26 protein-coding genes are annotated in these 23,281 nt (G+C 74.5%); 13 read left to right on the plus strand and 13 right to left on the minus strand.

Annotated features, from left to right (window positions below):
- The first annotated feature begins 36 nt into the window (after positions 1–36).
- The 4 genes from AC5L34_RS10525 to AC5L34_RS10540 are packed head-to-tail and all read left to right on the plus strand — an operon-like array spanning position 37 to position 3,594.
- Positions 37–969, plus strand: coding sequence for an ABC transporter ATP-binding protein (locus AC5L34_RS10525; protein WP_494824683.1), 933 nt, complete (start codon positions 37–39; stop codon positions 967–969).
- Positions 966–1,802 carry an ABC transporter permease gene (locus AC5L34_RS10530; RefSeq protein WP_494824685.1) on the plus strand — a complete coding sequence of 279 codons (837 nt, stop codon included), beginning with the start codon at positions 966–968 and terminating at the stop codon, positions 1,800–1,802. Before AC5L34_RS10525 ends, AC5L34_RS10530 begins: the two co-directional genes overlap by 4 nt.
- A complete protein-coding gene (locus AC5L34_RS10535) occupies positions 1,799–2,992 on the plus strand; it encodes a sensor histidine kinase (protein WP_250102381.1) in 1,194 nt (397 codons plus the stop codon). The genes AC5L34_RS10530 and AC5L34_RS10535 overlap by 4 nt, the downstream gene beginning before the upstream one ends.
- The gene (locus AC5L34_RS10540) at positions 2,989–3,594 is read left to right on the plus strand and encodes a response regulator transcription factor (protein ID WP_101414466.1); all 606 of its coding nucleotides are present in this window, start codon (positions 2,989–2,991) and stop codon (positions 3,592–3,594) included. The genes AC5L34_RS10535 and AC5L34_RS10540 overlap by 4 nt, the downstream gene beginning before the upstream one ends.
- Positions 3,595–3,603: 9 nt before the next feature.
- Here AC5L34_RS10540 and AC5L34_RS10545 read toward each other — a convergent pair whose 3' ends face one another.
- Positions 3,604–4,572, minus strand: a complete 969-nt coding sequence (locus tag AC5L34_RS10545) for a peptidoglycan DD-metalloendopeptidase family protein (RefSeq protein ID WP_441175464.1) — start codon at positions 4,570–4,572, stop codon at positions 3,604–3,606.
- 205 nt (positions 4,573–4,777) lie between these two features.
- Here AC5L34_RS10545 and AC5L34_RS10550 point away from each other — a divergent pair, with 205 nt between their 5' ends.
- Positions 4,778–5,503 (plus strand): Clp protease N-terminal domain-containing protein, encoded by a 726-nt coding sequence (locus AC5L34_RS10550; protein ID WP_441175463.1) that lies wholly within the window; start codon positions 4,778–4,780, stop codon positions 5,501–5,503.
- 6 nt (positions 5,504–5,509) lie between these two features.
- Here the strand turns inward: AC5L34_RS10550 and AC5L34_RS10555 are convergent, their stop codons facing one another.
- Both AC5L34_RS10555 and AC5L34_RS10560 read right to left on the minus strand, forming a co-directional pair.
- Positions 5,510–6,028: a hypothetical protein gene (locus tag AC5L34_RS10555; protein ID WP_089001680.1), complete on the minus strand. Its 519-nt coding sequence runs from the start codon at positions 6,026–6,028 to the stop codon at positions 5,510–5,512.
- Positions 6,029–6,152: 124 nt separating this feature from the next.
- Complete coding sequence (locus AC5L34_RS10560; protein ID WP_363903089.1) at positions 6,153–6,344, minus strand: DNA repair protein; 192 nt, start codon at positions 6,342–6,344, stop codon at positions 6,153–6,155.
- A 333-nt stretch (positions 6,345–6,677) separates the two neighbouring features.
- Here AC5L34_RS10560 and AC5L34_RS10565 point away from each other — a divergent pair, with 333 nt between their 5' ends.
- Complete coding sequence (locus AC5L34_RS10565; RefSeq protein WP_441175462.1) at positions 6,678–7,340, plus strand: GNAT family N-acetyltransferase; 663 nt, start codon at positions 6,678–6,680, stop codon at positions 7,338–7,340.
- A gap of 201 nt (positions 7,341–7,541) precedes the next feature.
- Here AC5L34_RS10565 and AC5L34_RS10570 read toward each other — a convergent pair whose 3' ends face one another.
- The 3 genes from AC5L34_RS10570 to AC5L34_RS10580 are packed head-to-tail and all read right to left on the minus strand — an operon-like array spanning position 7,542 to position 9,239.
- On the minus strand, positions 7,542–8,240 hold the full coding sequence (locus tag AC5L34_RS10570) for a TetR family transcriptional regulator (protein WP_494824689.1): 699 nt from the start codon (positions 8,238–8,240) through the stop codon (positions 7,542–7,544).
- Positions 8,203–8,697 (minus strand): thiol-disulfide oxidoreductase DCC family protein, encoded by a 495-nt coding sequence (locus AC5L34_RS10575; protein WP_441175460.1) that lies wholly within the window; start codon positions 8,695–8,697, stop codon positions 8,203–8,205. The genes AC5L34_RS10570 and AC5L34_RS10575 overlap by 38 nt, the downstream gene beginning before the upstream one ends.
- Positions 8,694–9,239 (minus strand): hypothetical protein, encoded by a 546-nt coding sequence (locus AC5L34_RS10580; protein ID WP_441175459.1) that lies wholly within the window; start codon positions 9,237–9,239, stop codon positions 8,694–8,696. Before AC5L34_RS10580 ends, AC5L34_RS10575 begins: the two co-directional genes overlap by 4 nt.
- Positions 9,240–9,406: 167 nt before the next feature.
- Here AC5L34_RS10580 and AC5L34_RS10585 point away from each other — a divergent pair, with 167 nt between their 5' ends.
- On the plus strand, positions 9,407–9,763 hold the full coding sequence (locus tag AC5L34_RS10585; RefSeq protein ID WP_441175458.1) for an STAS domain-containing protein: 357 nt from the start codon (positions 9,407–9,409) through the stop codon (positions 9,761–9,763).
- Between the two features lie 6 nt (positions 9,764–9,769).
- Here the strand turns inward: AC5L34_RS10585 and AC5L34_RS10590 are convergent, their stop codons facing one another.
- On the minus strand, positions 9,770–10,972 hold the full coding sequence (locus tag AC5L34_RS10590; RefSeq protein WP_441175457.1) for a PP2C family protein-serine/threonine phosphatase: 1,203 nt from the start codon (positions 10,970–10,972) through the stop codon (positions 9,770–9,772).
- A 65-nt stretch (positions 10,973–11,037) separates the two neighbouring features.
- Positions 11,038–12,489 (minus strand): glycoside hydrolase family 3 N-terminal domain-containing protein, encoded by a 1,452-nt coding sequence (locus AC5L34_RS10595; RefSeq protein ID WP_441175456.1) that lies wholly within the window; start codon positions 12,487–12,489, stop codon positions 11,038–11,040.
- 167 nt (positions 12,490–12,656) lie between these two features.
- Here AC5L34_RS10595 and AC5L34_RS10600 point away from each other — a divergent pair, with 167 nt between their 5' ends.
- Positions 12,657–13,832 carry an ROK family transcriptional regulator gene (locus AC5L34_RS10600; protein WP_441175455.1) on the plus strand — a complete coding sequence of 392 codons (1,176 nt, stop codon included), beginning with the start codon at positions 12,657–12,659 and terminating at the stop codon, positions 13,830–13,832.
- Between the two features lie 188 nt (positions 13,833–14,020).
- Here AC5L34_RS10600 and AC5L34_RS10605 read toward each other — a convergent pair whose 3' ends face one another.
- The gene (locus tag AC5L34_RS10605) at positions 14,021–15,034 is read right to left on the minus strand and encodes a DUF2705 family protein (RefSeq protein WP_441175454.1); all 1,014 of its coding nucleotides are present in this window, start codon (positions 15,032–15,034) and stop codon (positions 14,021–14,023) included.
- Positions 15,031–16,041, minus strand: a complete 1,011-nt coding sequence (locus AC5L34_RS10610) for an ABC transporter ATP-binding protein (protein ID WP_441175453.1) — start codon at positions 16,039–16,041, stop codon at positions 15,031–15,033. Before AC5L34_RS10610 ends, AC5L34_RS10605 begins: the two co-directional genes overlap by 4 nt.
- 119 nt (positions 16,042–16,160) lie before the next feature.
- On the opposite strand from AC5L34_RS10610, the gene AC5L34_RS10615 reads away from it, so the two are divergent.
- Both AC5L34_RS10615 and AC5L34_RS10620 read left to right on the plus strand, forming a co-directional pair.
- The gene (locus AC5L34_RS10615; protein ID WP_441175452.1) at positions 16,161–16,967 is read left to right on the plus strand and encodes an ABC transporter ATP-binding protein; all 807 of its coding nucleotides are present in this window, start codon (positions 16,161–16,163) and stop codon (positions 16,965–16,967) included.
- 13 nt (positions 16,968–16,980) lie between these two features.
- Positions 16,981–17,877, plus strand: coding sequence for a ribokinase (locus tag AC5L34_RS10620; protein WP_441175451.1), 897 nt, complete (start codon positions 16,981–16,983; stop codon positions 17,875–17,877).
- Between the two features lie 31 nt (positions 17,878–17,908).
- Here the strand turns inward: AC5L34_RS10620 and AC5L34_RS10625 are convergent, their stop codons facing one another.
- A complete protein-coding gene (locus tag AC5L34_RS10625; protein ID WP_441175450.1) occupies positions 17,909–18,658 on the minus strand; it encodes a hypothetical protein in 750 nt (249 codons plus the stop codon).
- 58 nt (positions 18,659–18,716) lie between these two features.
- The gene (locus AC5L34_RS10630; protein ID WP_441175449.1) at positions 18,717–19,196 is read right to left on the minus strand and encodes a DUF6232 family protein; all 480 of its coding nucleotides are present in this window, start codon (positions 19,194–19,196) and stop codon (positions 18,717–18,719) included.
- A gap of 593 nt (positions 19,197–19,789) precedes the next feature.
- On the opposite strand from AC5L34_RS10630, the gene AC5L34_RS10635 reads away from it, so the two are divergent.
- Positions 19,790–20,191, plus strand: a complete 402-nt coding sequence (locus tag AC5L34_RS10635) for a nuclear transport factor 2 family protein (RefSeq protein ID WP_441175448.1) — start codon at positions 19,790–19,792, stop codon at positions 20,189–20,191.
- Here AC5L34_RS10635 and AC5L34_RS10640 read toward each other — a convergent pair.
- Positions 20,188–20,664, minus strand: coding sequence for a DUF6232 family protein (locus AC5L34_RS10640; RefSeq protein ID WP_441175447.1), 477 nt, complete (start codon positions 20,662–20,664; stop codon positions 20,188–20,190). The genes AC5L34_RS10635 and AC5L34_RS10640 overlap by 4 nt on opposite strands.
- A gap of 99 nt (positions 20,665–20,763) precedes the next feature.
- Between AC5L34_RS10640 and AC5L34_RS10645 the strand changes: the two genes are divergently transcribed.
- Entirely contained in the window at positions 20,764–21,537 is a 774-nt protein-coding gene (locus AC5L34_RS10645; protein WP_441175446.1) for an enoyl-CoA hydratase-related protein, read from the plus strand.
- 116 nt (positions 21,538–21,653) lie between these two features.
- On the plus strand, positions 21,654–23,276 hold the full coding sequence (locus AC5L34_RS10650) for an acetolactate synthase (protein WP_441175445.1): 1,623 nt from the start codon (positions 21,654–21,656) through the stop codon (positions 23,274–23,276).
- Positions 23,277–23,281 lie beyond the last annotated feature (5 nt).

Below are 23,281 nucleotides of genomic sequence, written 5' to 3' on the forward strand. Positions count from 1 at the left end.
TTGGAACTGTCGCCCACCGACGGCAGCCTGATGAGCATGGATGACGTCGTGATCGAAGTGGACGGGCTGCGCCGCAGCTACGGGGAGTTCGAGGCGGTGCGCGGCATCTCGCTGCGGATCCGCCGGGGCGAGCTGTTCGCGCTGCTGGGCACCAACGGTGCCGGGAAGACCACCACCATCGAGGTCCTGGAGGGCCTGCAACCGGCCACCGCCGGCCGGGTCCGGGTGCTCGGGCTGGACCCCGTCCGGGACCGCAACTCGGTGCGCCCCCGGACGGGGGTGATGCTCCAGCACGGCGGGTTCACGGGCGCGCTCACCGTCCGCGAGACGGTGGAGATCTGGCGGTCGCTCACCGTCCGGCCGCAGACCACCGCGGAGGTGCTGGACCTGGTCGACCTCGGCGACCGGATGAACGTCGCCGTCGAGCAGCTCTCCGGCGGCGAGGGCCGGCGGCTGGAGCTGGCGCTTGCCGTGCTCGGCCGCCCGGAGGTGCTCTTCCTCGACGAGCCCACCACCGGCATGGACCCGGCGTCGCGCCGCCGCACCTGGGACGTCGTCCGTGAGCTCCAAAAGGGCGGCACCACCGTCCTGCTCACCACGCACTACCTGGAGGAGGCGGAGGTCCTCGCCGACCGGGTGGCGATCATGCGGGGTGGGAGCATCGTCGCCACCGGGGCGCCGGAGGACGTCGTACGCACCCTGCCCGCCCGGATCAGCTTCCGGCTGCCGGCCACGGAGTCGCTGCCCGACCTGCCGCACGCCGCCCGCCTGGTCGAGGGCGACCGGGTCACGTACGAGTCCCGCCAGCTCCAGACCGACCTGACCCGGCTGCTCGAGTGGGCCAACGCGGGCAACATCCGGCTGGCCTCCCTGTCGGCCCGACCGGCCACCCTGGAGGATGTCTTCCTGGACATCGCCGCCGACCACGACCCGACCGACCAGCACGCGGAAGCGGAGGTTGCCCGATGAGCGGGACGATGACGACGCCGAGCCCCACCACCGCCGCCGCCTCGGGCGACCGCGCGACCAGGCCCATCTGGCAGATGGCCGCGATGCTCAAGATGGAGCTGCTGGCGCTGCGCCGCAGCTGGACGTCGACCGCGATGTCCGTGGTGACGCCGCTGATGATCGCTCTGCTGCTGGTCAGCGAGTACCGCGGCCAGACGGTGCCCGGCGTGCGCCGGGTCGTCAGCGTCACCACCCTGATCATGGTCTTCCTGGTGCACCACCACCTGACCACCGTGTACGCCTCGCGCCGCCAGGAACTGGTGCTCAAGCGGCTGCGCGCCGGGCTGGCCTCGGACCGCACGATCCTGTTCGGCACGGCCAGCAGCACGGTGGCGATCTTCCTCGCCCAGTTCCTCGCGCTGGCCGTCTACGCGGTCCTGGTCCTCGACCTGCCGATGCCCAGGAACCCGCTGGTCATGGTGGTGGCGCTGCTGATCGGCTCCTCGATCATGGCGGCGTTCTCGGCCGCGCTCTCCGCGATCACCCGCAGCTCCGAGGCGGCCATGCTCACCACCCTGCCGACCGTGGTGGTCTTCCTGGCCACGCCGGGTGCGCTGCTGCCGCTCGGCGCGTTGCCGGAGTCGCTGGAGCGGGTGCTCTGGTTCCTGCCCAACGGCCCGTTCACCGAGGTCATGCGCGTCGGCTGGCTCGGCCGTACCGACGAGGGCCAGACCCTGAGCTTCGCCGGCACCTTCATCGAGACGCTGCCGTCCTTCGGGGTGCTGCTGGTCTGGCTGGTGGTGTCGCTGCTCACGGCGGGCCGGTACTTCCGGTGGGAGCCCCGGCACGGATGATCGGGGCAGCGATCGCGTCACCCGGCCACGGGGACGTGAACATGGACCGGGCGCAGGTCGAGCGGGATCTCGGCCTGCGCCGCGCCCGCGTCGTCACCCTCACCACCGTCGGCAGCGGCGTCCTGGGGACGCTGCTGCTGGCCGCCGCCGGGCTGTCGCGGGAGGACGATCCGGGGTGGACGGCTGCCGGGGCGGTGGGCATCGTCCTGTTCGTCGTCGCGCAGGCCGGCGCGCTCTACGGTGCGATCACCCCGTGGCTGGCGGGGGCCGTGCGGCGCCGCCTGCTCGTCGCGTTCGTCGTGGCCGCCGTGGTCTCCGTACCCCTGGTGGGGCCGGTGGGGGCGCCGGAGTGGGCGACCTGGGGTTTCCTCGGCGCGTCGGTGATCGGCTCGGTGCCGATGCTGTCGCGCTGGTGGGCCGCCGGCCCGGCGGCGCTGCTGACCGTGGCGGTGGCCGCCGGGGTGGCGCTGCGCAACGGGGCGTCGGTGCGTGACCAGGTCACCATCGTGCTGGTCGCCGGCGTCTCCATGGCCGCGTGGAACGCCCTGCAGCTCTGGCTGTGGGGCCTGCTCGTCGAGGCGCAGCGGGGGCGGGCCGCCCAGGGGCGGCTCGCCGCGACCGAGGAGCGGCTGCGCTTCGCGCGCGACGTGCACGACCTGCTCGGGCACAGCCTCTCGGTCATCGCGCTCAAGGCGGAGCTGGCGTCCCGCCTGGCGGCGACGGACGCCGGGCGGGCCAGCTCCGAGGCGGCCGAGGTGCAGCGACTGGCCGCGTCGGCGCTGGTCGAGCTGCGCGAGGTGGTGCACGGGTACCGTGCGGTGGACCTCGGGGACCAGATCGCCGCGGTGGAGCAGGTGCTGCGTTCCTCCGGCATCCGCTGCGCGGTCGCGCTGCCGCCGGACGACGTACCGTCGGAGATCGCCCGGCAGTTCGTCGCGGTGCTGCGGGAGGCCAGCACCAACGTGCTGCGGCACAGCCGGGCCACCTGGTGCACCATCGAGATCAGCCAGGACGAGGACGAGGTACGGATGACCATGACGAACGACGGCGCCGAGGGTGCGTCGCCGGACCGGCACAGCTTCGGGTTGCGCGGGCTGGCCGAGCGGATGGCCGAGGCCCGGGGCTCGCTGCGGCACCGGACCGACGACGGGGTGTTCCGCCTCGACGTGACGGTACGGACCCGCCCGTGATCAGGGTGCTGCTCGCCGACGACGAGGACCTGATCCGGGCGGCGCTGGCCGCTCTGCTCGGTCTGGAGTCCGACCTGGAGGTCGTGACCGAGGCGTCGGACGGGCGGGCTGCGGTGACCGCCGCGCTCGCCCACCGGCCGGACGTGGCCGTGGTGGACCTCCAGATGCCGGCCCTGGACGGGTTGGAGGTGACCGCGGAGCTGGCGCGCGTCCTGCCCGCCTGCAAGGTGGTGATCCTGACCGGGCACGGCCGGCCGCCCCACCTGCAACGCGCGCTGGCCGCCGGGGCCAAGGGGTTCCTGCCCAAGGGCGCTCCCGGCGGGACGCTGGCCGACGTCATCCGCCGGGTGCACGCCGGCGGCCGGTACGTCGACCCGGCGCTGGCCGCGGACGCCCTCACCGCGCCGGAGTGCCCGCTCACGCCCCGCGAGCTGGACGTGCTGCGGCTGGCCGAGTACGACACGCCGGTGGCGGAGGTGGCGCGGCGTACCCACCTGTCGGCGGGCACCGTCCGCAACCACCTCTCCGCCGCGGTCAGCAAGCTCCGCGTGGCCAACCGCGCGGAGGCGTTCCGCACCGCCCGGGACAACGGCTGGCTCTGACGGTGCCGCTCAGATGAGCACGCTCCACGTCACCGGCCCGACGAGGCCGTCGGCGACGAGGCCGTTGCGGCTCTGGAAGGCGCGCACCGCGCTGGTGGTGACCGAGCCGAAGCCGCCGTCGACGAGGAGGCTGGCACCCCGGGCGTTGAGGGCGGTCTGGAGGCCGCGCACCAGGTCGCCGGAGTTGCCCTCGCGCAGGGGCAGGACGAGCGCGGTCCAGGTGATCGGGCCGACCATGCCGTCGGCGTAGAGGCCCCGGCTGCTCTGGAACGACCTGACCGAGGCGGCGCAGCCCGGTCCGTAGATCCCATCCACCACGACGGAGATGCCGCGGGCCCGCACCAGGTACTGGATCACCCGGGGCATCCAGCCCGAGGCGCCCTGGCTGACGCTCGGGTAGCCGGTGCTGCCGACCGGGGCCGTCGAGCCGAGGGTGATGCCCCGGTTGGCCAGGAAGACCCGGGGGTCCAGCGAGGTCAGCCGGGGCCGGTGGATCTCGAAGTGCAGGTGCGGGCCGGTCGAGTTGCCGGTGTTGCCCATCAGGCCGATCAGCTGCCCGCAGCTGACCCGCTGACCGGCGCTGACCAGCACCCGGTGCAGGTGGCCGTAGTAGGAGAAGTAGCTGTCGGCGTGGTTGATGTGGACGCTGTTGCCGGTGCGACCGGCCAGCGGCCCGCTCGTCGTGTCGCCCGGGTACGAGTTGGTCTTGACGTCCCGGACGGTTCCGTCGGCGGTGGCGTAGATCGGGGTGCCCTGGCTGTTGGCCACGTCCCAGCCCAGGTGACCGGGCCGGCTGGGGCTCTTGTAGCCGGAGGTCAGCGTGCCGCGGGTCGGGTTGCTCCAGCCGGCGACGGCGGCCAGCGCGGGGCTGGGCAGACCGAGCACCCCGATGCCGGCGCCGACGCCCAGCGCCGTGAACAGGGCGCGGCGCCGGGCCGGTACGTGGAGCAGCGTGCCTGTCTCCGGTGCGTCACACATTGTTGCCTCCGATGTTCGTACCGTGGGGAGGGTTGGACGATGGAGGCCGAATCGTAAAACTTCTATATCGAGCGAGGCAATGGTGAAACTTTCCTACGGGTGATCACCGGCCGTCGTCTGCCGAGGCCGACGAGCCCGCGGGAGCTGTGGTGCCGATCGTCAACTTTGGGTTGACGGCATGCGTGCGTCAACCTATGGTTGACGCATGACGGATCCAGTGCAGATGACCAACCCCGTACGCCTGGACGACCTGATCCGGGCGATCAAGAAGGCGCACACCGACGCGCTAGACCAGCTCACCGACGCGGTCATCGCGGCCGACCACCTCGGGGAGGTCGCCGACCACCTGATCGGCCACTTCGTCGACCAGGCACGCCGCTCCGGCGCGTCCTGGACCGAGATCGGCCGCAGCATGGGCGTCAGCAAGCAGGCGGCGCAGAAGCGCTTCGTGCCGAAGGCCGACGAGACGCCGCCCGACCCGCAGCAGGGCTTCTCCCGGTTCACCCCCCGCGCGCGCAACGTGGTGATGGCCTCGCAGAACGAGGCCAGGGCCACCGGGCACGCCGAGATCCGCCCCGAGCACCTGGTGCTGGGACTGCTCAACGAGCCGGAGGCCCTGGCCGCGAAGGCCGTCGTCGCCCAGGGGGTGCCGCTGGAACGCGTACGCGAGGCCGCGACGGCGGCACTGCCACCCTCGACCGCCGAGGTGCCCGACCTGATCCCGTACGACGCCCAGGGCAAGAAGGCGCTGGAGCTGACCTTCCGGGAGGCCCTGCGCCTCGGGCACAACTACGTCGGCACCGAGCACATCCTGCTCGCGCTGCTGGAGCACGAGAACGGCGCCGGGGTCCTCAGCGGGCTCGGCGTGACCAAGGCCGCGACCGAGGAGTGGGTGGCGGCGGCCCTGCGGGCCGTCCAGATGCGGGAATGACCCGCCTCAGGGCGCGGCGGGGAAGCCGTAGCGGGCGGCGTGCTCGGGGTCCGTCGGGTCCACCTGGCGGATCCCGGCGTCGGCGAGCCGCTTGTTGACCTCGTCGAGCCGCTCGCGCACCAGCCGGGCCTCCTCCTCGGTGACCCGGCCCCGGTGCGGCCGGCCGGCGTGCTCGATCGTGCCGTAGTCGACCCGCTCCGCGCCCTTGCGGGCCTTCGGCGGGCGGACCCGCTCGGCGGTCTTCAGCAGCTGCGCCATCGGCACGTCGGTCGCCATCGCGTCGAACTCGCTCGCGGTGAGCACCACCCGGCGCGGCTCGCCGTCGCCGTGCCGGTCGTGGATCTCGACCACCGCGACGTCCAGCGCGGCGTCGTCGATGCTCTCCACCTCGACCGGGGTGGCGTCCAGCCGTACGGGCCCCGCGACCAGGTCCGGGTGCTCCAGGACGACGACGCGGACCACCTCGTCGTCGGGCTGGATGACCGTGCCGCTGAAGTCGGAGACGTGGATCGTCTTCTTGCCCATGCGCGGAGCTTCTCCTGTCGTAGGCCGGGATGCCGGACCAGAAGAAATTACCCGACAGGTGTGCGAAAGCCGCCGGTGGACCGTCCGGGTGTGTCGCGGTACGACCGGGCCTTGCGCGGGGTGGTCAGTGGGTGTTCCGGCCGCCGCGCGACGCGGCGCCGGCGGGCTGCTTGTCGACCTCGCTCCACGGGAGCGCCTCGGGCCCGGCGCGGTGGCCCCGGTACGCCGACTGGGCCGGGAACCACCCGGTGGCCTCGGTGCATCGCCAGAGTCGCTCCGGGTCCTGGTGGTACCGGTCGTTCGGCTGATTCGGCATGACCATACCGTCCCAAACAAAGTTGTCCATGTATGAAAATGAATATGACGGCCGGTCGATGCGTCTGGTTCCCGTGATCGGCCCTCGTCCCACGAATCGGCGGCCATCGGTGTGTCGATACGTTTACCCGCCCGCCACGCCACCCAATCATCGCGCGCGTCCCCGCTGCGCGGGGCGGGTTCCGTCGGGTCACGGGGACCCGCGCCGGTCCACCCCCGACGGGTTCGCGCGCGCACCGCGCCGCGCCCGCGTACGGTGATCGTCGGCGAGGCGGGCGGCGTCGGCGGCCCGGCCTCCGGGTGACGACCGACGGCCGTGGGGAGGTGACCGGCGATGCTCGACCGGCGGCTGCATCTGCACCTGGCGAGCTGGCTCGGCCAGTGGCCGGCCGGGCCCGGGCTGCACGTGGTCGGCTCGCACCGGCGGGCCCGACCGGCCTGGGACGGCAGGCTCCGGCCGGCCGTCGCGGTGGCTGCCGGCGCGAGCACCGTGCTCTCCGTCGCCCCCGACCGGGTCGCGGCGGTCCGCGAGCTGGCCCGGCGGCCGTGCGGCCCGCCGCTCGCGGCGTTGCCCGCCGCGGTCGGCCGACCCGGCTGGGCGGTGCACGACGACGTGTTCCGGTGGAGCGTTGCGCCGACCCCGCTGCCGGACGCGGGGGAGTGGACGGCCCCGAACGCCGCCGGGCTGCCGTCCTGGCTGCGCCTGTTCGACCGGCCGGTCCTGGTGGCACGCGACGCCCAGGGCCGCTACCTGTCCGGGGTCGGGATCAAGCGGCACGACGCGTACGGCCACGAGCTGGCGGTCGGCACCGTGCCGGCGGCCCGGGGGCGGGGACTGGCCCGGCGGCTGGTCGCCCAGGCGGCGCGCCGGGTGCTCGACGAGGGGGCCGTCCCGACGTACCTGCACGACCCCGCGAACACCGCCTCCGCCCGGGTGGCGACCGCTGCCGGCTTCGCCGACCGGGGCTGGCGGTCGTTCGGCGTCTATCCGCCCTGAGCGTGCCCGAGGGCGGGGCGCGGACCGTGGTTCCCGGGCCGGATCCACGGTCCGCAGTCTCCCCCCAGGGCCCGCGGGTGGTGTGCGCACCCATCACGCTACGTATCGGTGAGGGCGTCGGCAAGGTGCCACTGGTGCGATCCGGGTGTCGACTAACGGACTCTGACCTGCGGCTATTTGGAGGATGGCCGCGTTCGGCAGTTAGTGACGCAGCGTACGAATGAGGTCGAGCACCTGCCGGGTCACCGGGCGCAGCACGCGCAACCGCGACAGCCCTACCAGTCGGTCGACCAGCGGCACCGCGCCGTCGATGAGCTGCCGGGTGCGGGCCTGGCCGGGCGAGCGGTCGTAGACCCAGTAGAGCACCACCCCCATGTACGCCAGCCAGAGCAGCTCCGGCAGGTGCGGGCGCAGCTCCGGGTCGACCCGGGCGGTGGAGCCGTCCAGCGCCTCGGCGAAGAGCCCGATCGCCGCCTCGCGTGGCCCGGAGGACTCGGCCGAGAAGGGGCTCAGCGGTGAGGTCGGCTCCGCCGCCGTCTTGAAGAAGCTGGCGGCGAAGGAGTGCGACGGGGTGAGCACGTCGATCCCGGCGTGCATCACCCCGGCCAGCCGGGCGGCGAGGTCGCTCTCGCGGGCGAGCACCGGCCCGGCCGCCGTCCGGTGCTCCGTCTGCGAGCGGGCGTAGAACTCCTGGATCAGGTGATCCTTGGAGCCGAAGTAGTAGTAGGCGTTGCCCACCGCCACCCCGGCCTCCTGGGCGATGGCGCGCATGGTGGTCCGGGCGTAACCGCGTTCGCGGAACAGCCGCATGGCGGTGTCCAGGATGAGCTGCCGGGTCTGCTCGCCGCGCGCGGTCGCCGGCTCACCCGCAGCGGTCGTCGGCGCAGTCTGCTCGGTCATCGGGGCCACCGTATCCCGCCGGGTCGTCGGCCGGCTCCGCCCACGGGTCGCGCACCCGTTGCCGGACCGAGGAGGCGGCGGCGACCACCCGCCGGGCAAGCGGGAGCAGGTGCGGGCGGGCCAGCCGCTCCGCCGTCGCCCGGTGGTCGGCGAGCGACCAGAGGCAGGCGAACCAGGCGCCGTCGCCCGCGTACACCTCGCCGGTGTCCGCGACCACGGTGAGGTCCCGCAGCGTGGCGTCGTGGTCCAGGCCGGGGAAGCGCCGCCGGGCCTCGGCCGAGCCGGCCGGCACGAACTCCAGGGGTACGAGCTGGGCGCGGGACGCCAGCCAGCGCCGCGCGGAGCGGCAGAGCGGGCAGTGCGCGTCGTAGAGGACGGTGAACCCCCGGACGCCACCGCCCCCGTGCGCGGTGGCGTCCGGGAATCCGCCCGACCCGCCCGTGGGTCGGGCGCTCATCGGGCCGGCGGTCCGCCGACCGCCCCGGTCCCCGCTCCCGGTCCGGCGGGGTGCGGTCCGCCGGGGTGCGGTCCGGCGGCGGGCTGCAGCCCCGTGGGGTACGGCCCCGCGGGCCGGGCCCCGGCGGGCTGGGCGTCGCGCGGCGCGGGTGGCATCGGCAGCCGGCCGACCGGGGCGACGGGCGGGTGGGTGGCGTACTGGCGGAGCCGACCGCGGCGGTACCGGCCGAGCGCGAAGACGTTGAAGAAGTGCAGCGCTCCGAGCACCAGCAGCACGAGGCCGATCTTGAGGGAGAGCTCCTCCATCGCCTGGGCGGTCGAGCCGACCGGGTCGGGATGCTTCATGGCCACCGTGACGTAGCCGAGATTGAGCAGGTAGAAGCCGACGACGAGCAGGCTGTTCACGGCCTTGGCCAGCCGCTCGTCGGCGAACACCTCCTCCAGGAAGACCAACCCGTTGCGCGACAGCGCCCGGGCCACCCACACGGTCAACCCGATGCTGATCGCCAGGTAGACCAGGTACATCCAGACCTTCGTGTCCATCGCGGACGCCCTTCTTGAACGTGTTCAACTCTTGCCGCCTGAGCGTAGGCGACTTGTTGAACGTGTTCAAGTAGCTCCTCGGGTCCTCGAAGCGTCCCGGGCGGGCGGGGGCCGGTATCGTCGAGGCGCGCCGGTGCCGGCGCGTCCCTTCGACGGTGAGGCGAGCCATGGACCCGGACACGCGGGACACGGAGCCGGGGCGGGTCGTCCTGCGCCCGGCCGGCGAGATCGACATGGCCAACGCCCCCGAGTTCGAGGCGACGCTCACCGAGGCGCTGCGCCGGCCCGCCGTCCGGGAGGTCGTCGTCGACCTCGCCGACGTGCGTTTCATGGACTCCAGCGGCGTACGCGTCCTGGTGCACGGCGCCGCCGTGGGCCGCGAGCGCGACGTGCCGCTGCGGGTGACCGCCCCGCAGCCGGGGGTGGCGCGGGTCCTGCGGATCACCGGGGTCGGCGCCCTGCTCGGGCTCGCCGACGTCGAATCGGGCCGGCCCGTCGCGCGCGGGTGGCGCGGACTGGACTGACCGGGCTCAGGGCTCCGCGTTCGCCGACGCCTCGGCGGACCACTCGACGAGCATCAGCGTCGCGTCGTCCTGGTGCGTCCCGCCCTGGTGCTCCGTCACCGCGTGGCTGAGCCGGCGCAGCGTCTCCGCGGCCGGCAGCCCGGAGCCGATGTGCCTCTCGGCGAGGTCGGCCAGGCGGGTCAGCCCGAACATCTCGCCCGCCGGGTCGCGCGCCTCGGTCACCCCGTCGGTGTGCAGCAGCAGCCGGTCACCGGGCTCCAACCGGGCACGGGCCACCTCGACGTCGCCGTCCGGCAGGCCCAGCGGCAGCCGACGGCCCCCGGCCAGCTCCCGTACGGCCCGTCCCCGGCGCAGCAGCACCGGCGGCGGGTGCCCCGCGTTGACGTAGCGCAGCAGCCCGCTGCCGGTGTCGAACTCGGCGAGCACCGCGGTGACGAAGCGCGCGTCCTGCCACTCGGCGAGGATCGCGGCGTCCACCGCCCGCGCCAGACCCGGCAGGTCCGCGCCGGTGCGCCGGGCGGCCCGCAGCGCCGCCAGCGCCACCGAGGTGGTCAGCACCGCCGGCAGGCCGTGCCCGACGCCGTCGAGGATCGCCAGGGTCAGGACCCCACCGTGCACCGCGTAGTCGAAGGCGTCCCCGCCGACCTCGTAGCAGGGCTCCAGCAGGGCGCTGACGACCGCCTCCCCGGTGGCGAAGGTCAGCGGTGGGAGCAGGTGCCACAGCAGCTCGGCGGAGACCGCCATCGGCCGGCTGCGCCGCGCCCGGTGCAGGACGTCGCCGTAGTCCCGCTTGCTGGTGACCAGGTGACCGACCAGCCCGGAGACGAGTCGGCAGCCGTCGCGCAGCGCCTCGTCGGCGAGGTCGGCGTCGGGCGGCGGGAACACCTCCATCAGCCCCAGCCGGTCGGTGCCGTTGACGATCGGCACCCACAGCCGGGGCGGCGGCCCGGGGCTCACGTGCACCTCGACCTGCGTGAAGGCGCGGCCGGCGAGGCTCGTGTCGATCGGCAGCACCGTCGGCGCCGGCCGCTGCGAACCGGGCAGCGGGCGCAGGTCGCGCTGCTCGGCGTCGACCAGGTAGACGGTCGCCGCCGCGCCCAGTGGCCGGAGCGCGGCGTCGACCGTGGCCGCGAGTTCGTCCGGCGGCAACCGGTGGGACCGGGACACGAGGTCGGCCAGGGCCCGGTGCCAGGGATCGGTGGCGGTCATGCCGTCGCATACCCCGACCGGGCCTGGTCGAAGCCGATCGGGCCAGGTCGGGGTATGCGCCGGCGTCAGCCGGCCAGGCCGAGCACCTCGGCTGCCGCCCGGCCGCAGGCGTGGCTCGCGCCGTACGTGGTGACGAAGGCCCGCGCTCCCACCGGACGCCACCGCGACGGCCAGCCCATCTCGACCACGGTCACCGGGTGCTCGGCGGCCAGCGCGGTCACCAGCTCCGCCCCGCCCGGCAGCCGGTGCAGGTGGCGGCCGACCAGCACGATCGGCCGGTCCCCGGCGAGCTGGCGCAGGGCGGCCGGCCCGGTCTCGGTGGCGACCACCCGCAACTCCTCCGCGCCGTCCAGGTGCGGGCCGAGGCCCCACGGCACCCGCCCCTCGGCGATGGTCGACGCGGCGTGCAGCTGGACGACCAGCGGGCGGTCCAGGCCGGCCAGTTCCCCCTCCACCCGGACGGCGCGCCGCGCCGCCGCGTACCCGAGCCCGTCGGGGGCGACGGACGTCGTGCCGGCGGCCCGGGTCCAGGCGGCGAGCGCGGCGGCGCGGCCGGCCGCCTGCTCCACCCGCGCCCGGTCGAGGCGGCCGTCGCCGAGCGCCCCGACGATCTCCGCGACCACCCGCTCGACCAGTTCGGCGTCGACCTGGGCGCCGATGCACAGCAGGTCGGCGCCGGCGGCGAGGGCCCGCACGGCGGCCGGGCCCACCCCGCCGGCGGCCACCGCCGCGCCCTTCATCTCCAGCGCGTCGGTGATGACCGTGCCGGTGAAGCCGTACTCGCCGCGCAGCAGGTCGACCAGGACGGCCCGGCTGAACGTGGCGGGGCCGTCACCGGTCAGTGCCGGCACCCGGATGTGCGCGGTCATCACGGCCTGCGCGCCGGCCGCGACGACCGCGGCGAAGGGCGGCAGGTCGCGGCGGCGCAGCACGTCGAGGGGTACGTCCACGGTCGGTAGCTCGTGGTGGGAGTCGGCGACCGTCGCGCCGTGCCCGGGGAAGTGCTTGGCGCAGGCGGCGACCCCGGCGGCCTGGAGCCCGCTCACGGCGGCGGCGGAGTGCGCGGCGACCCGGGTCGGGTCCGCGCCGAACGAGCGGGTGCCGATCACCGGGTTCTCGTCGGCGGTGTTCACGTCCACCGTCGGCGCGAGGTTGACAGTCACGCCGAGGCCGGCCAGCTCCGCGCCGATGGCCTCGTAGACCCGGCGGGTCAGCGTCACCTCGTCGATCGCGCCGAGCGCGGCGTTGCCCGGGTACGGGCTGCCGGTGGCGTGCGCCAGCCGGGTGACGTCACCGCCCTCCTCGTCGATCGCGATCAGCACGTCCGGGCGGCCGGCCCGCAGGGCGGCGGTGCTCGCCGCCACCTGCGCCGGGTCGTGGACGTTGGTGCCGAACAGGGTGTGCCCGGCGAGCCCCTCGGCCACCAGGTCGACCGCCCAGCCCGGGGGAACCGGCCCCGGGTACGCGGCGAGCAGCGTGCCGAGCGCGAGCCGGCGCAGTCCTGGATCCAGCCCCACGTGATCTTCCCCTTTCGTCCCCGGCGGTACGGAGGTCGTACCGGCGGGGGTCGGTGACGTACCGGGTCGGCCGACCACCCCGCTCCCGGGCGGCCGATACGCTGTCGGCTACCCGCTCGCAGGTCGGTTTACAGTTAGCAAGGTTTACCAAAACTAGAGGACGTGGCATGAGTGCGACCCGGCTGCCCGGCACCCCCCGCCTGTTGCGGGCGCTGAACGACCGCGCGGCGTTGGAGCTGCTGCTGGAGCAGGGGCCGCTGACCCGGGCCCGCCTCGGCGAGCTGACCGGGTTGTCCAAGGTCACCGCCTCCCAGCTCGTCGAGCGGCTGGAGGAGCGGGGCCTGGTCACCCGGGTCGGCGAGCAGGCCGGCGGGCGGGGGCCGAACGCCCAGCTCTACGCCGTGCGGCCCGGCAGCGCGCACGTGGTCGGGGTGGACGTGGGCGCCGACCGGGTGGTCGCGGCCTGCGCGGACATCACCGGGGCGGTGATCGGCCGCGTCGAGCAGTCGACCCAGGACACCGACGACCCCGTGGGGGTCGTGCACAACGCGGTGGTCCAGGCCGCGAGCAGCGCCGGGGCGAAGCTGTCGAGCGTACGCCGGATCGTGCTGGGCACCCCGGGCCTCGTCGACCCCGGCACCGGGGACATCACGTTCGCCTTCAACCTGCCCCGCTGGCACACCGGTCTGCTCGCGGCGCTCCGGGACGACCTGCACACCCCGGTGGTCTTCGAGAACGACGTGAACCTGGCCGCCGTCGCCGAGGCGCAGTCGGGCGCGGCCCAGGGCCTGACGGACTTCGTCCTGGTCTGGGTCGGCGCCGGTGTCGGCCTGGCGATCGTGCTGGGCAACCGGCTGCACCACGGCAGCAGCGGCGCGGCCGGCGAGATCGGCTACCTGCCGGTGCCCGGCGCGCCCATCCCGCGTGACGTCTCCCGCCGGGCGAAGCCGGCGTTCCAGCAGCTGATCGGCGGCGACGCGGTCCGCGAGCTGGCCCGCGCACACGGCTACCCGGACGACAGCGCCGCCGCCGCGGTGCGGGCGGCGGTGGCCGACGGCACGGCCGGCGGCCCGATGCTCGACGAGGTGGCCCGCCGGCTGGCGCTGGGCGTGGCGAGCACCTGCGTGGTGCTGGACCCGCCGCTGGTGGTGCTCGCCGGCGAGGTCGGCCAGGCCGGCGGGGCGGCGCTGGCCGAGCGGGTGCAGCACGAGGTCGCGGCGATCACGCTGGTCCGCCCCCGGGTGGTGCCCACCGGGCTGACCGAGGAGCCGATCCTGCGGGGTGCGCTGCGTACCGCCCTGGACGCCGTCCGCGACGAGGTCTTCGGCTCGACCGTCGGCTGACCGGGCCCGGCCGCCCGCCGGCGCGGGCCGCGCGCCGCCGGCCGCCGACCGGGTTCGGCGGGTGCGGCGGCAGGCGGGCGACATGTGAAGGAATATTTCATCGCCGGCCGGCATCCTGCAAGGTCTTGCCGCGCCCGCGCGGTTCCCGCCCCGCGCCCCGTGCCCGCGACGTCGCCGGCGGCCGGGCGTCACATCAGGTCGCGGCGGCGGAACGCCACGAAGGCGGCGGCAGTCAGGGCAGCGGTCAGCCCGAGCAGCAGGACCAGCGACGACTGCCAGGTGATCACGTAGAGGCCGTTGCAGGAATTGGAAACCCCGTTGTCGCACGCCCGGTAGTCCCAGAACTCGATCCGGCCGTTGAGCAGGGCGGCCGCGTGGCTGGAGAGCATGTACCGGTCCACCTTGACGACGTCCAGGATCTCCATCACCAGCCGGGCGCCCAGCTCCCACACCACCAGGTAGCCGGCGATCGCGCCGAGCGCCGCCGAGGTGTGCCGGCCCAGGGTGGCGACGGCGAACCCGATGACGGTGAGCAGCAGCACCAGCAGCAGGCCGCGGCCCCAGGTCGCGCCCAGCGAGCCCCAGAACTCCCCGTCGAGCCGCCCCGGCCGCCCGGCGAACCGACCGATCAGCCAGAACGTCCCGAGGTACGCCGCCGAGGCCAGCACGGACAGCAGCGCCGTCGCGCCGAGCAGGGTGCCCAGCTTGGTGCCGAGCACCGTCATCCGCCGGGGACGCCAGAGCAGCAGGTTGACCACGCCGCCCGAATTCAGGTCGGCGCCGATGTAGGAGGCGCCGACCAGGAACCCGAAGAGCGCGAGGAAGGCGATGAGGAAGTAGAGCAGCGAGCCGGCCTCCTCGGCGAAGGTGAACACCCCGTGGAGGAAGTCGGCCGCCACGGGCGCCCGCTCCATCAGGGCCGGGTCGACCTCGCCGCAGTCGTCCGGGACGTACTCCCGCACGTCGTCCGCCAGCACGGCGCCGCGCTGCCGGTCCAGACAGAGCTGGTGGACGCGCTCCAGCTCGCCGCGCGCCGCGGCGGCGCTGCGCTGGGCCTCGAAGATCTCCTCGGCGCTGGGCCGGTGGGAGTTGGCCAGGGTGGTCGCCGCCGTGACGCCGAACGCGAGCACCAGCAGGACGAGCATGAGCTGCACGAAGCGCCGGGCGCCGAGACGCTCCAGTTCGGCACGGACCAGGTTCACGCGTCCACTCCCCGCACGTCGAGGTCGATCACCGGTTCGGAGGGCCCGCCGTCGGGCAGCACCGAGTCGTCCACCTGCCGGGGCAGCGCCGGGTGCGCCGCCGTGCCCGTCAGTTCGAGGAAGACGCTCTCCAGGTCGGGCCGCAGCGGGGTCAGCTCGCGTACCCAGAGGCCCGCCTCGCCGAGGGTGCGGCTGACCTCGGTGGCGTCGTCCACGTCGGCCACCACCAGGTGGTCGTCGTGCCCGGTCGCCGCCAGCCCGGCCGCCGTCAGCAGTTCCACGGCACGCTGCGGATCGTCCACCCGCACCAGCAGCTCGTGCCGGTCGAAGCCGGCCAGCACCTCGTCGACGCGCCCGGCGGCCACCCGCCGGCCCCGCGAGATGATCGTCACGTGGTCGCAGATCAACTGGATCTCGGCGAGGATGTGGCTGGAGACCAGCACGGTCACGCCGGCCTCCGCCAGCGAACGCATCAGGTCCCGCATCTCCCGGATGCCGGCCGGGTCCAGCCCGTTCGCCGGCTCGTCCAGGATCAGCAGCTCCGGGTCCTTGAGCAGGGCGGAGGCCACCGCAAGCCGCTGCTTCATGCCCAGCGAGTAGCCCTTGACCCGCTCGTCGCCCCGGTCCCGCAGGCCCACCCGCTCCAACACCTCGTCGACCCGGGCGACCGGCACGCCGCCGGCCCGGGCGAGCAGGCGCAGGGTGCGGTGGCCGGTGAAGTTGCCGAAGAACTGCGGGCTCTCCACGATCGCGCCGACCCGCCCGGACACCAGGGGCAGCCCGGCCGGCGAGGGGACGCCCAGCACCGTCATCCGGCCCGCGTCGGACCGCACCAGCCCGAGCAGGGCGCGCAGCGTGGTGGTCTTGCCCGACCCGTTGGGGCCGAGGAAACCGTGGATCTGGCCGGCCTCCACCAGCAGGTCGAAGCCGTCGACCGCCACCCGGCGGCCCTGCCGCACGCTGTGGAAGGTCTTACGCAGACCCTCGATCTCGATGACCGCGCTCATCCGCGTGGCTCCCCGCTGCGACCGGGCATGGACCGTCCTCCGGTTGTGGTGACCAACGACACGGCGCCCCACCCTATGGCCGGGGCGCCGCCCGTGGGGGGCGCCCCGGCGTTGCGTGGTTGGATGGTCGGGTGACTGGGGACGAGGATCTGGTGGTCAGCCTCGACGGCGTCGGCGTACGCCGGGCGGGCACGGCACTGCTGCACGACGTCGACTGGCGGGTCGAGCTGGACGAGCGCTGGGTGGTGCTCGGGCCTAACGGCGCCGGGAAGACGACCCTGCTCAACCTCGCCGCCGGGCGGCTGCACCCGACCACCGGCACCGCCCACGTGCTCGGCGAGCGGATCGGCCGCACCGACGTCAACGAGCTGCGCACCCGCATCGGGCTCTCCACCGCCGCGCTCGCCGAGCGGGTACCCGCCGACGAGCGGGTCAGCGACGTCGTCGTCACGGCCGCCTGGTCGGTGCTCGGGCGCTGGCGGGAGAGCTACGACAGCAGTGACGAGGCCCGGGCCCGCGCGCTGCTGGGCCAGCTCGGCATCGGCGGCCTCGCCGAGCGCACCTACGGCACCCTCTCCGAGGGGGAACGCAAGCGGGTGCAGATCGCCCGCGCGCTGATGACGGACCCGGAGCTGCTGCTGCTCGACGAGCCCGCCGCCGGGCTCGACCTGGGCGGCCGGGAGGACCTGGTCGCCCGGCTGGCCGAGCTGGCGTACGACCCGGACGCCCCGGCGCTGGTGCTGGTGACCCACCACGTGGAGGAGATCCCGCCCGGCTTCACGCACGCGCTGCTGCTGCGCGAGGGCGGCGTGGTGGCGCAGGGGCTCCTCGACGCCACGCTGACCGGGGACAACCTCTCCAAGACCTTCGGGCTGCCGCTGGCCGTGCAGCGCTCCGGCGACCGGTTCACCGCCCGCGCCGCCTGACGGGGAGGTGACGATGCGGCAGACCCGGGTCGTCGTGGTGGGCAGCGCCAACATGGACCTGGTGGGCACCGCCCCCGCCCTGCCCCGGCCGGGGGAGACCCTGCTCGGCACCGACTTCGTCATGGTGCCCGGCGGCAAGGGCGCCAACCAGGCCGTCGCCGCGGCCCGGGCCGGCGCCTCCTGCGCCTTCCTCGGGGCGATCGGCTCCGACTCGTTCGGCGTCACCCTGCGGGCGCGGATCACCGCCGCCGGGGTCGACACCGGGCAGCTCCGCACGACGTACGGCACGTCGGGGGTGGCGCTGGTGATGGTCAACGCCGAGGGCGAGAACGCGATCCTGGTCAGCCCGGGGGCCAACGCCTCGATGACCGGCCTGACCGAGCCCGAGCTGACCGCCGTACGCGGGGCGGACGTGCTGCTCGCGCAGCTGGAGATCCCGGTCGCGACGGTGACCGAGGCGGCCGTCGTCGCCCGGGCGGCCGGCGCCCGGGTGGTGCTCAACGCCGCCCCGGCGGTGCCGGTGCCGCCGGAGCTGCTGGCGGCGACGGACCTGCTGGTGGTCAACGAGACCGAGGCCCATGCGCTCACCGGCCACGGCCTGGACGAGCCGTCGGCCCTGCTCGACCTGGCGCCCCGGGCGGTGCTCACCCTCGGCGCGCAGGGCGCCTGGTACGGCGACCGCGACGGCACCGCCGTGCACGTGCCGGCGGTCAAGGTCGACGTGGTGGACTCCACGGCCGCCGGGGACGCCTTCACCGCCGCGCTCGCGGTGGCCTGGGGCGAGGGCCGGGACGTGGTCGACGCGGTGCGCTGGGCGGCGGCGGCCGGGGCGGCCTGCGCCCGCCGGCTCGGCGCCTCCGTGGCGCTGCCCACCCGGGCCGAGATCGACGAGCTTTACGTTCCTGCCTGAGCCGCCCGGCCACGGGCCGTACGTCCTTCGGTCACGCCTCGGTGTCGTCGGTGAGCTTCTCGCCCCGGCGGCGGAGCATGCCCAGCCCGGGGATGCCGGCGACGGCGAGCTTCAGGTCGCGGGTGACGTCGAGCAGGTCGTGCAGGTCCGGCCCGACCCGGTCGAGGGTGGCCAGGATCGGCAGGATGTCCGCCGTCAGGTGCTGCTTGAGCTTCGGCAGTTCGTCGACGAGCCGGATCGCGGCGTTCACCTCCTCGTGGCTGAGCTGCTCGACGAAGCGGTTCGCCATCGGGGCGCCCCGGCGCAGCGCCGGCTCGTACGCCGTCAGCAGCTCGGCGGCGGTGGCCGCCGCCTCCGCCGCGGTGCCCACGGTGCCGGCCGCCCGTACGGCCACCGCGTCGGCCTCGGCGACCACCGCACCGGCCGTACGGGACACCTTTTCCGCCTCGCCGACCACGACGGCCGCGGCGGCGGCCACCTCGGTGGCCGTCTCGATCGCGGTGGTCGCGGCGGCGCTGATGACGGCCACCTCCCGCACCGCGCCATCGGCGTCGGTGAGCACCCGGTCGGTGCGGTCGAGGGTCTGCTCGATCCGGTCCACCACGCCGTCGATGCGGTCCACCATGCCGTCGACCCGCTTCAGCAGGGCCTCCACCGAGTCCAGCACGGCGAACGCGCGGGCCGGCACGGCGGCGAACGAGGCCGCCGAGCCGAGGGCCTGATCGAGGGCGGATCGGGTCAGACCGACGACCGCGGCGGGCCGGGGGAGGGGAATCACCATGGCACCAAGTGTGCGTCGCCCGCGCCCGTACCGCCGGACAGGGCGGCAGGCCCCGTGGTCAGGAGTCCGTGTACTGCTCTACCGCGCGCTGCACCGCCCGGTAGATCTGCCCGAACCGCAGCGCGTCGGGGGTGCGCAGCAGCAGCACCTCCCGGCCGTGGTGCTGGACCCAGAGCTCGTGCACTTTGCTGCCCCGCTCGTAGGAGCGGTCGAGCCAGCCGAGCGGGATCTCCAGGAAGGGGGCCAGGGCCAGCGCGCCGACGACGCACGCGGCGAGGATGATCAGCGCCAGCTGCCACTCGCCCCTGTCCTGCGCCGACCAGGCCAGCGAGAGCACGCAGACCACCGCGACCAGCGGAGGCAGCGAGAGGAGCAGGACCAGGACGCCGCGACCCAGCACCCGCCCCCGTACCGCCAGCGTCTTCGGCCCCTGCGCGTGCCAGACGTACGTCACGTCGGCGATCGCCACGGCGAGCCCGCCGGCCCGGATCGACTCCGACGTCACCTGCACCGCGTCGTCCCGGTAATAGATGGTCATCACTAAGCCTAACCACTGCCGGCCGGGTCGCGCCGCTCGCGCGGCCCGCTCTACCGGAGGCGTTGTCGGCGGGGCCGTGCCGGGCGAGGTGGTGTCAGGCGGGGGCCGTGTCGGGCGGAGGTGGTGTCGGGCAGGGGTGGTGTCGCGCCCGTCCTTTGGAGCTGAATCGTTTGTGACATCGCCCTCTGGGTCGCTGGCGCTCGTCGGGGAGGCCGGACCGGCTGAGTCGTTTACGTCATCAGCTCCAAAGGGCGCGCGAGGCGTACTGCCGCTGCCTTGCGACGGGTGCGCCTCGTCCGCCTTTGGTCTCACTGCAACCGCGATGGGGCACCACCGCAACGGTGTCGAAGCGGCGTCGGAGCGCCACCGCACACCGGCGTCGGAGCGACTCCCGGGAGCCCGTCCGGGCGGCTGTCGAGCTGCCCCGTTCATGGGACCGCTCGGGGCGTGCGAGCCGGGGGCGGCCGGCGCGCCTGCCCCTTCGGACGGGGCAGCTCGACAGCGCGGGCGGCAGGCCACCTCGCCCGGCGGGGGGCGTCCGAGGGCGGTCCGGGGGCGGTCCGAGGCGGTCCGGGGCGGTACCGTGACCGGTCATGACGGAGCAGGAGCGCAACGTCGAGGTGGTCCGCCGCTACCTGCGGACCTTCGTCACCAAGGACCTGGCGGAGTTGCGCGCGGTGGTCGACGAGGACGTGCTGATCTACGGCTCCGGCAGCCCGGTCCGGGGGCGGCACCACGTCGAGGGGGCCGTCGCCTCGCCGGGGCTGACCGTGCTCGACCAGGAGATCGTCGAGATCTTCGCCGCCGACGACCGCGTGGTGGTGTCGCTGGCGCAGACCTACCGGCGGGACGCCACCGGCGCGACGGCGGTGCAGAGCGCCTGCAAGATGTACCGGTTGGACGGTGGCCGGATCGTGCAGTTCTGGGGCGAGCAGGACCTGTTCGGACTGCTGCGCGGCCTGGGCATGCTGCCGGACGGGCCGATCGGGTTCTAGCGGCGGCGGGGGGACACCGGCTGGCCCGCCTCGACGGCCCGCTGCACCGCCCGGTAGATCTGGCCGAAGCGCAGCGCGTCGCCGGTGCACAGCAGCCGCACCGGCTGGCCGCGCCAGCGGGCCCAGATCTCCAACTGCCGGCTGCCCCGCGCGTAGGAGCGGTCGAGGTGCTCGAAGAGGAAGTCCGCGACGGGGCCGACCGCGAGCCCGATCAGCACCGAGGCACCGACGATGGCGATGGTGATGGTGAGGGAGCGGTCCAGCCAGAGCGCGAGGGCGATGCCGAGGGCGGCGGCGACCAGGGGGCCGGCGAGCGCCGCGCCGATCGCGCCGCGCCCGGCGAGCACCCGCCAGGACCGGCTGCCACGCCGGTGCCACACCATGCTGATCTCGGCCAGCCGGAAGGTCCGGCCGTCCACCCGGACGGCGGTCGAGGTGACCTGCACGGACCTGTCGTCGTAGTACGTGATCATGGCGGTACTCCCGGTGGCGGGCCTGAGACCACACTACTTACCCCAACGATCCGGGCCGTAAGGTTGGCACGCGACTTCGACGAGGAAGTGAGGGCCAGCGTGGGCGAGTTCGTGCGGTTGGAGACCAAGGGCGGCATCGGCACCATCCGGCTGGAGCGGCCGCCGATGAACGCCCTGAACACCCAGGTGCAGGAGGAGTTGCGCGCCGCCGCCACGGCGGCCACCGCCGACCCGGGCGTCCGCGCCGTCATCGTGTACGGCGGGGAGAAGGTCTTCGCGGCCGGCGCGGACATCAAGGAGATGGCCGACATGTCCTACGTGGACATGGCGGACCGCGCGGCCGACCTCTCCAGCGCCCTCGGCGCCATCGCCCGGATCCCCAAGCCGGTCGTCGCCGCGATCACCGGCTACGCCCTCGGCGGCGGCTGCGAGCTGGCGCTGGCGTGTGACTGGCGGGTGGTGGCCGAGGACGCCAAGCTCGGGCAGCCGGAGATCAAGCTCGGCATCATCCCCGGCGCGGGCGGCACCCAGCGGCTGGCCCGCCTGGTCGGCCCGGCCCGGGCCAAGGACCTGATCATGTCCGGCCGGATGGTCGACGCCGAGGAGGCCCTGCGCATCGGTCTGGCCGACCGCCTCGCCCCGGCGGCCCAGGTCTACGACACCGCGGTCGAGCTGGTCCGCCCGTACCTCACCGGGCCCGTGCAGGCGCTGCGCGCCGCCAAGCTCGCCGTCGACGGCGGCCTGGACATGGACCTGAACTCCGGTCTGGCCTGGGAGAGTCAGCTCTTCGCGGCGCTGTTCGCCACCGAGGACCGGCGCGAGGGCATGGCGGCGTTCGTGGCGAAGCGCAAGCCGGACTTCACCGGCCGTTGACCGGGCGCGGGCCGGCGGGGCGACCCGCCGGTCCCGGCGTCGAACGAGAACTGTTCACATTCCGCCTACCGGTGAGTAGCGTGTGACACCGGCCATGCGGACGAAGGGGAGCGGCGATGACGGAGCGGATTGAAGGTCACGGCGGGGAGCTCGCGCTCGCGGCGTTGCGCGCGTACGGGGTGCGGGAGATGTTCACCCTCTCCGGCGGGCACGTCTTTCCGCTCTACGACGCCGCGCACAAGACCGGCTTCCCCATCTACGACGTGCGGCACGAGCAGTCGGCCGTCTTCGCCGCCGAGGCGGTGGCGAAGCTCCAGCGCCGCCCCGGCCTCGCCGTGCTCACCGCCGGCCCCGGCGTCACCAACGGCGTCTCCGGGCTTACCAGCGCGTACTTCAACGCCTCGCCCGTGCTGGTGCTGGGCGGCCGGGCCCCGCAGTTCCGCTGGGGCTCGGGGAGCCTCCAGGAGATGGACCACCTGCCGCTGGTCGCCCCGGTCACCAAGCACGCCGAGACGGTGTTCAGCCCCGACGACATCCCGCGCGCGGTGACCGCGGCGCTGACCACCGCGCTCACCCCGCACCGGGGCCCGGTCTTCCTCGACTTCCCCCTGGAGGCGGTCTTCTCGGTCTCCGACGCCGAGTTGCCCCCGCTGCCGGGCATCGCGCCGGTCGAGCCCGACCCCGACGAGGTGACGAAGGCGGCCGGCCTCATCGCCGCCGCCCACCGTCCGGTGATCATCGCCGGCTCCGACGTCTACGCCGGGGACGCGGTCGACGCGCTGCGCGCGGCCGCCGAGGCGCTCCAGGTGCCGGTCTTCACCAACGGGATGGGCCGGGGCGCCCTGCCGCCGGAGCACCCGCTCGCCTTCGCCAAGGCCCGTCGCGTGGCACTCAAGGGCGCCGACGTGGTCGTCGTGATCGGCACCCCGCTCGACTTCCGGCTCAGCTTCGGCGACTTCGGCGACGCGAAGGTGGTGCACGTCGTCGACGCGCCCAGCCAGCGCGCCGGGCACGTGCAGCCGGCCGCCGCCCCCGCCGGCGACCTCCGGCTGATCCTCACCGCGCTGGCCGACCACCCGGGCGACCGGGCCGAGCACGCGGACTGGATCGCCGAGCTGCGTACGGCCGAGGACGCCGCGAAGGCCCGCGACGCCGAGGAGATGGCCGCCGAGTCCGACCCGATCCGGCCCGCCCGGGTCTACGGCGAGCTGCGCAAGGTCCTCGCCCGCGACGCCATCACCATCGGCGACGGCGGCGACTTCGTCTCGTACGCCGGCCGCTACCTGGAGCCCGCGCAGCCCGGCACCTGGCTCGACCCCGGCCCGTACGGCTGCCTCGGCACCGGCATGGGCTACGCGATGGGCGCCCGGGTCAGCCACCCCGACCGGCAGATCTGCGTCCTCATGGGCGACGGCGCGGCCGGCTTCTCGCTGATGGACGTCGAGTCCCTCGCGCGGCAGAAGCTGCCCGTGGTGATCGTGGTCGGCAACAACGGCATCTGGGGCCTGGAGAAGCACCCGATGCGCGCCATGTACGGCTACGACGTCGCCGCCGACCTCCAGCCGGAGCTGCGCTACGACCACGTGGTGAGCGCCCTGGGCGGGGCCGGCGAGACGGTGGCGAAGGCCGGCGACCTCGGGCCGGCGCTGCGGCGGGCGTTCGACGCCGGCGTGCCGTACCTGGTCAACGTGCTCACCGACCCGGCGGACGCGTACCCCCGCTCGTCGAACCTGGCCTGAGTCGG

This window comes from Micromonospora sp. ZG13 (assembly GCF_059359355.1).

Coding starts and splice junctions, on each gene's coding strand:
- AC5L34_RS10525 (WP_494824683.1), top strand. CDS start 37: ATGGATGACGTCGTGATCGAAGTGGACGGGCTGCGCCGCAGCTACGGG.
- AC5L34_RS10530 (WP_494824685.1), top strand. CDS start 966: ATGAGCGGGACGATGACGACGCCGAGCCCCACCACCGCCGCCGCCTCG.
- AC5L34_RS10535 (WP_250102381.1), top strand. CDS start 1,799: ATGATCGGGGCAGCGATCGCGTCACCCGGCCACGGGGACGTGAACATG.
- AC5L34_RS10545 (WP_441175464.1), bottom strand. CDS start 4,572: ATGTGTGACGCACCGGAGACAGGCACGCTGCTCCACGTACCGGCCCGG.
- AC5L34_RS10550 (WP_441175463.1), top strand. CDS start 4,778: ATGACGGATCCAGTGCAGATGACCAACCCCGTACGCCTGGACGACCTG.
- AC5L34_RS10555 (WP_089001680.1), bottom strand. CDS start 6,028: ATGGGCAAGAAGACGATCCACGTCTCCGACTTCAGCGGCACGGTCATC.
- AC5L34_RS10560 (WP_363903089.1), bottom strand. CDS start 6,344: ATGCCGAATCAGCCGAACGACCGGTACCACCAGGACCCGGAGCGACTC.
- AC5L34_RS10565 (WP_441175462.1), top strand. CDS start 6,678: ATGCTCGACCGGCGGCTGCATCTGCACCTGGCGAGCTGGCTCGGCCAG.
- AC5L34_RS10570 (WP_494824689.1), bottom strand. CDS start 8,240: ATGACCGAGCAGACTGCGCCGACGACCGCTGCGGGTGAGCCGGCGACC.
- AC5L34_RS10575 (WP_441175460.1), bottom strand. CDS start 8,697: ATGAGCGCCCGACCCACGGGCGGGTCGGGCGGATTCCCGGACGCCACC.
- AC5L34_RS10580 (WP_441175459.1), bottom strand. CDS start 9,239: ATGGACACGAAGGTCTGGATGTACCTGGTCTACCTGGCGATCAGCATC.
- AC5L34_RS10585 (WP_441175458.1), top strand. CDS start 9,407: ATGGACCCGGACACGCGGGACACGGAGCCGGGGCGGGTCGTCCTGCGC.
- AC5L34_RS10590 (WP_441175457.1), bottom strand. CDS start 10,972: ATGACCGCCACCGATCCCTGGCACCGGGCCCTGGCCGACCTCGTGTCC.
- AC5L34_RS10600 (WP_441175455.1), top strand. CDS start 12,657: ATGAGTGCGACCCGGCTGCCCGGCACCCCCCGCCTGTTGCGGGCGCTG.
- AC5L34_RS10610 (WP_441175453.1), bottom strand. CDS start 16,041: ATGAGCGCGGTCATCGAGATCGAGGGTCTGCGTAAGACCTTCCACAGC.
- AC5L34_RS10620 (WP_441175451.1), top strand. CDS start 16,981: ATGCGGCAGACCCGGGTCGTCGTGGTGGGCAGCGCCAACATGGACCTG.
- AC5L34_RS10625 (WP_441175450.1), bottom strand. CDS start 18,658: ATGGTGATTCCCCTCCCCCGGCCCGCCGCGGTCGTCGGTCTGACCCGA.
- AC5L34_RS10630 (WP_441175449.1), bottom strand. CDS start 19,196: ATGACCATCTATTACCGGGACGACGCGGTGCAGGTGACGTCGGAGTCG.
- AC5L34_RS10635 (WP_441175448.1), top strand. CDS start 19,790: ATGACGGAGCAGGAGCGCAACGTCGAGGTGGTCCGCCGCTACCTGCGG.
- AC5L34_RS10640 (WP_441175447.1), bottom strand. CDS start 20,664: ATGATCACGTACTACGACGACAGGTCCGTGCAGGTCACCTCGACCGCC.
- AC5L34_RS10650 (WP_441175445.1), top strand. CDS start 21,654: ATGACGGAGCGGATTGAAGGTCACGGCGGGGAGCTCGCGCTCGCGGCG.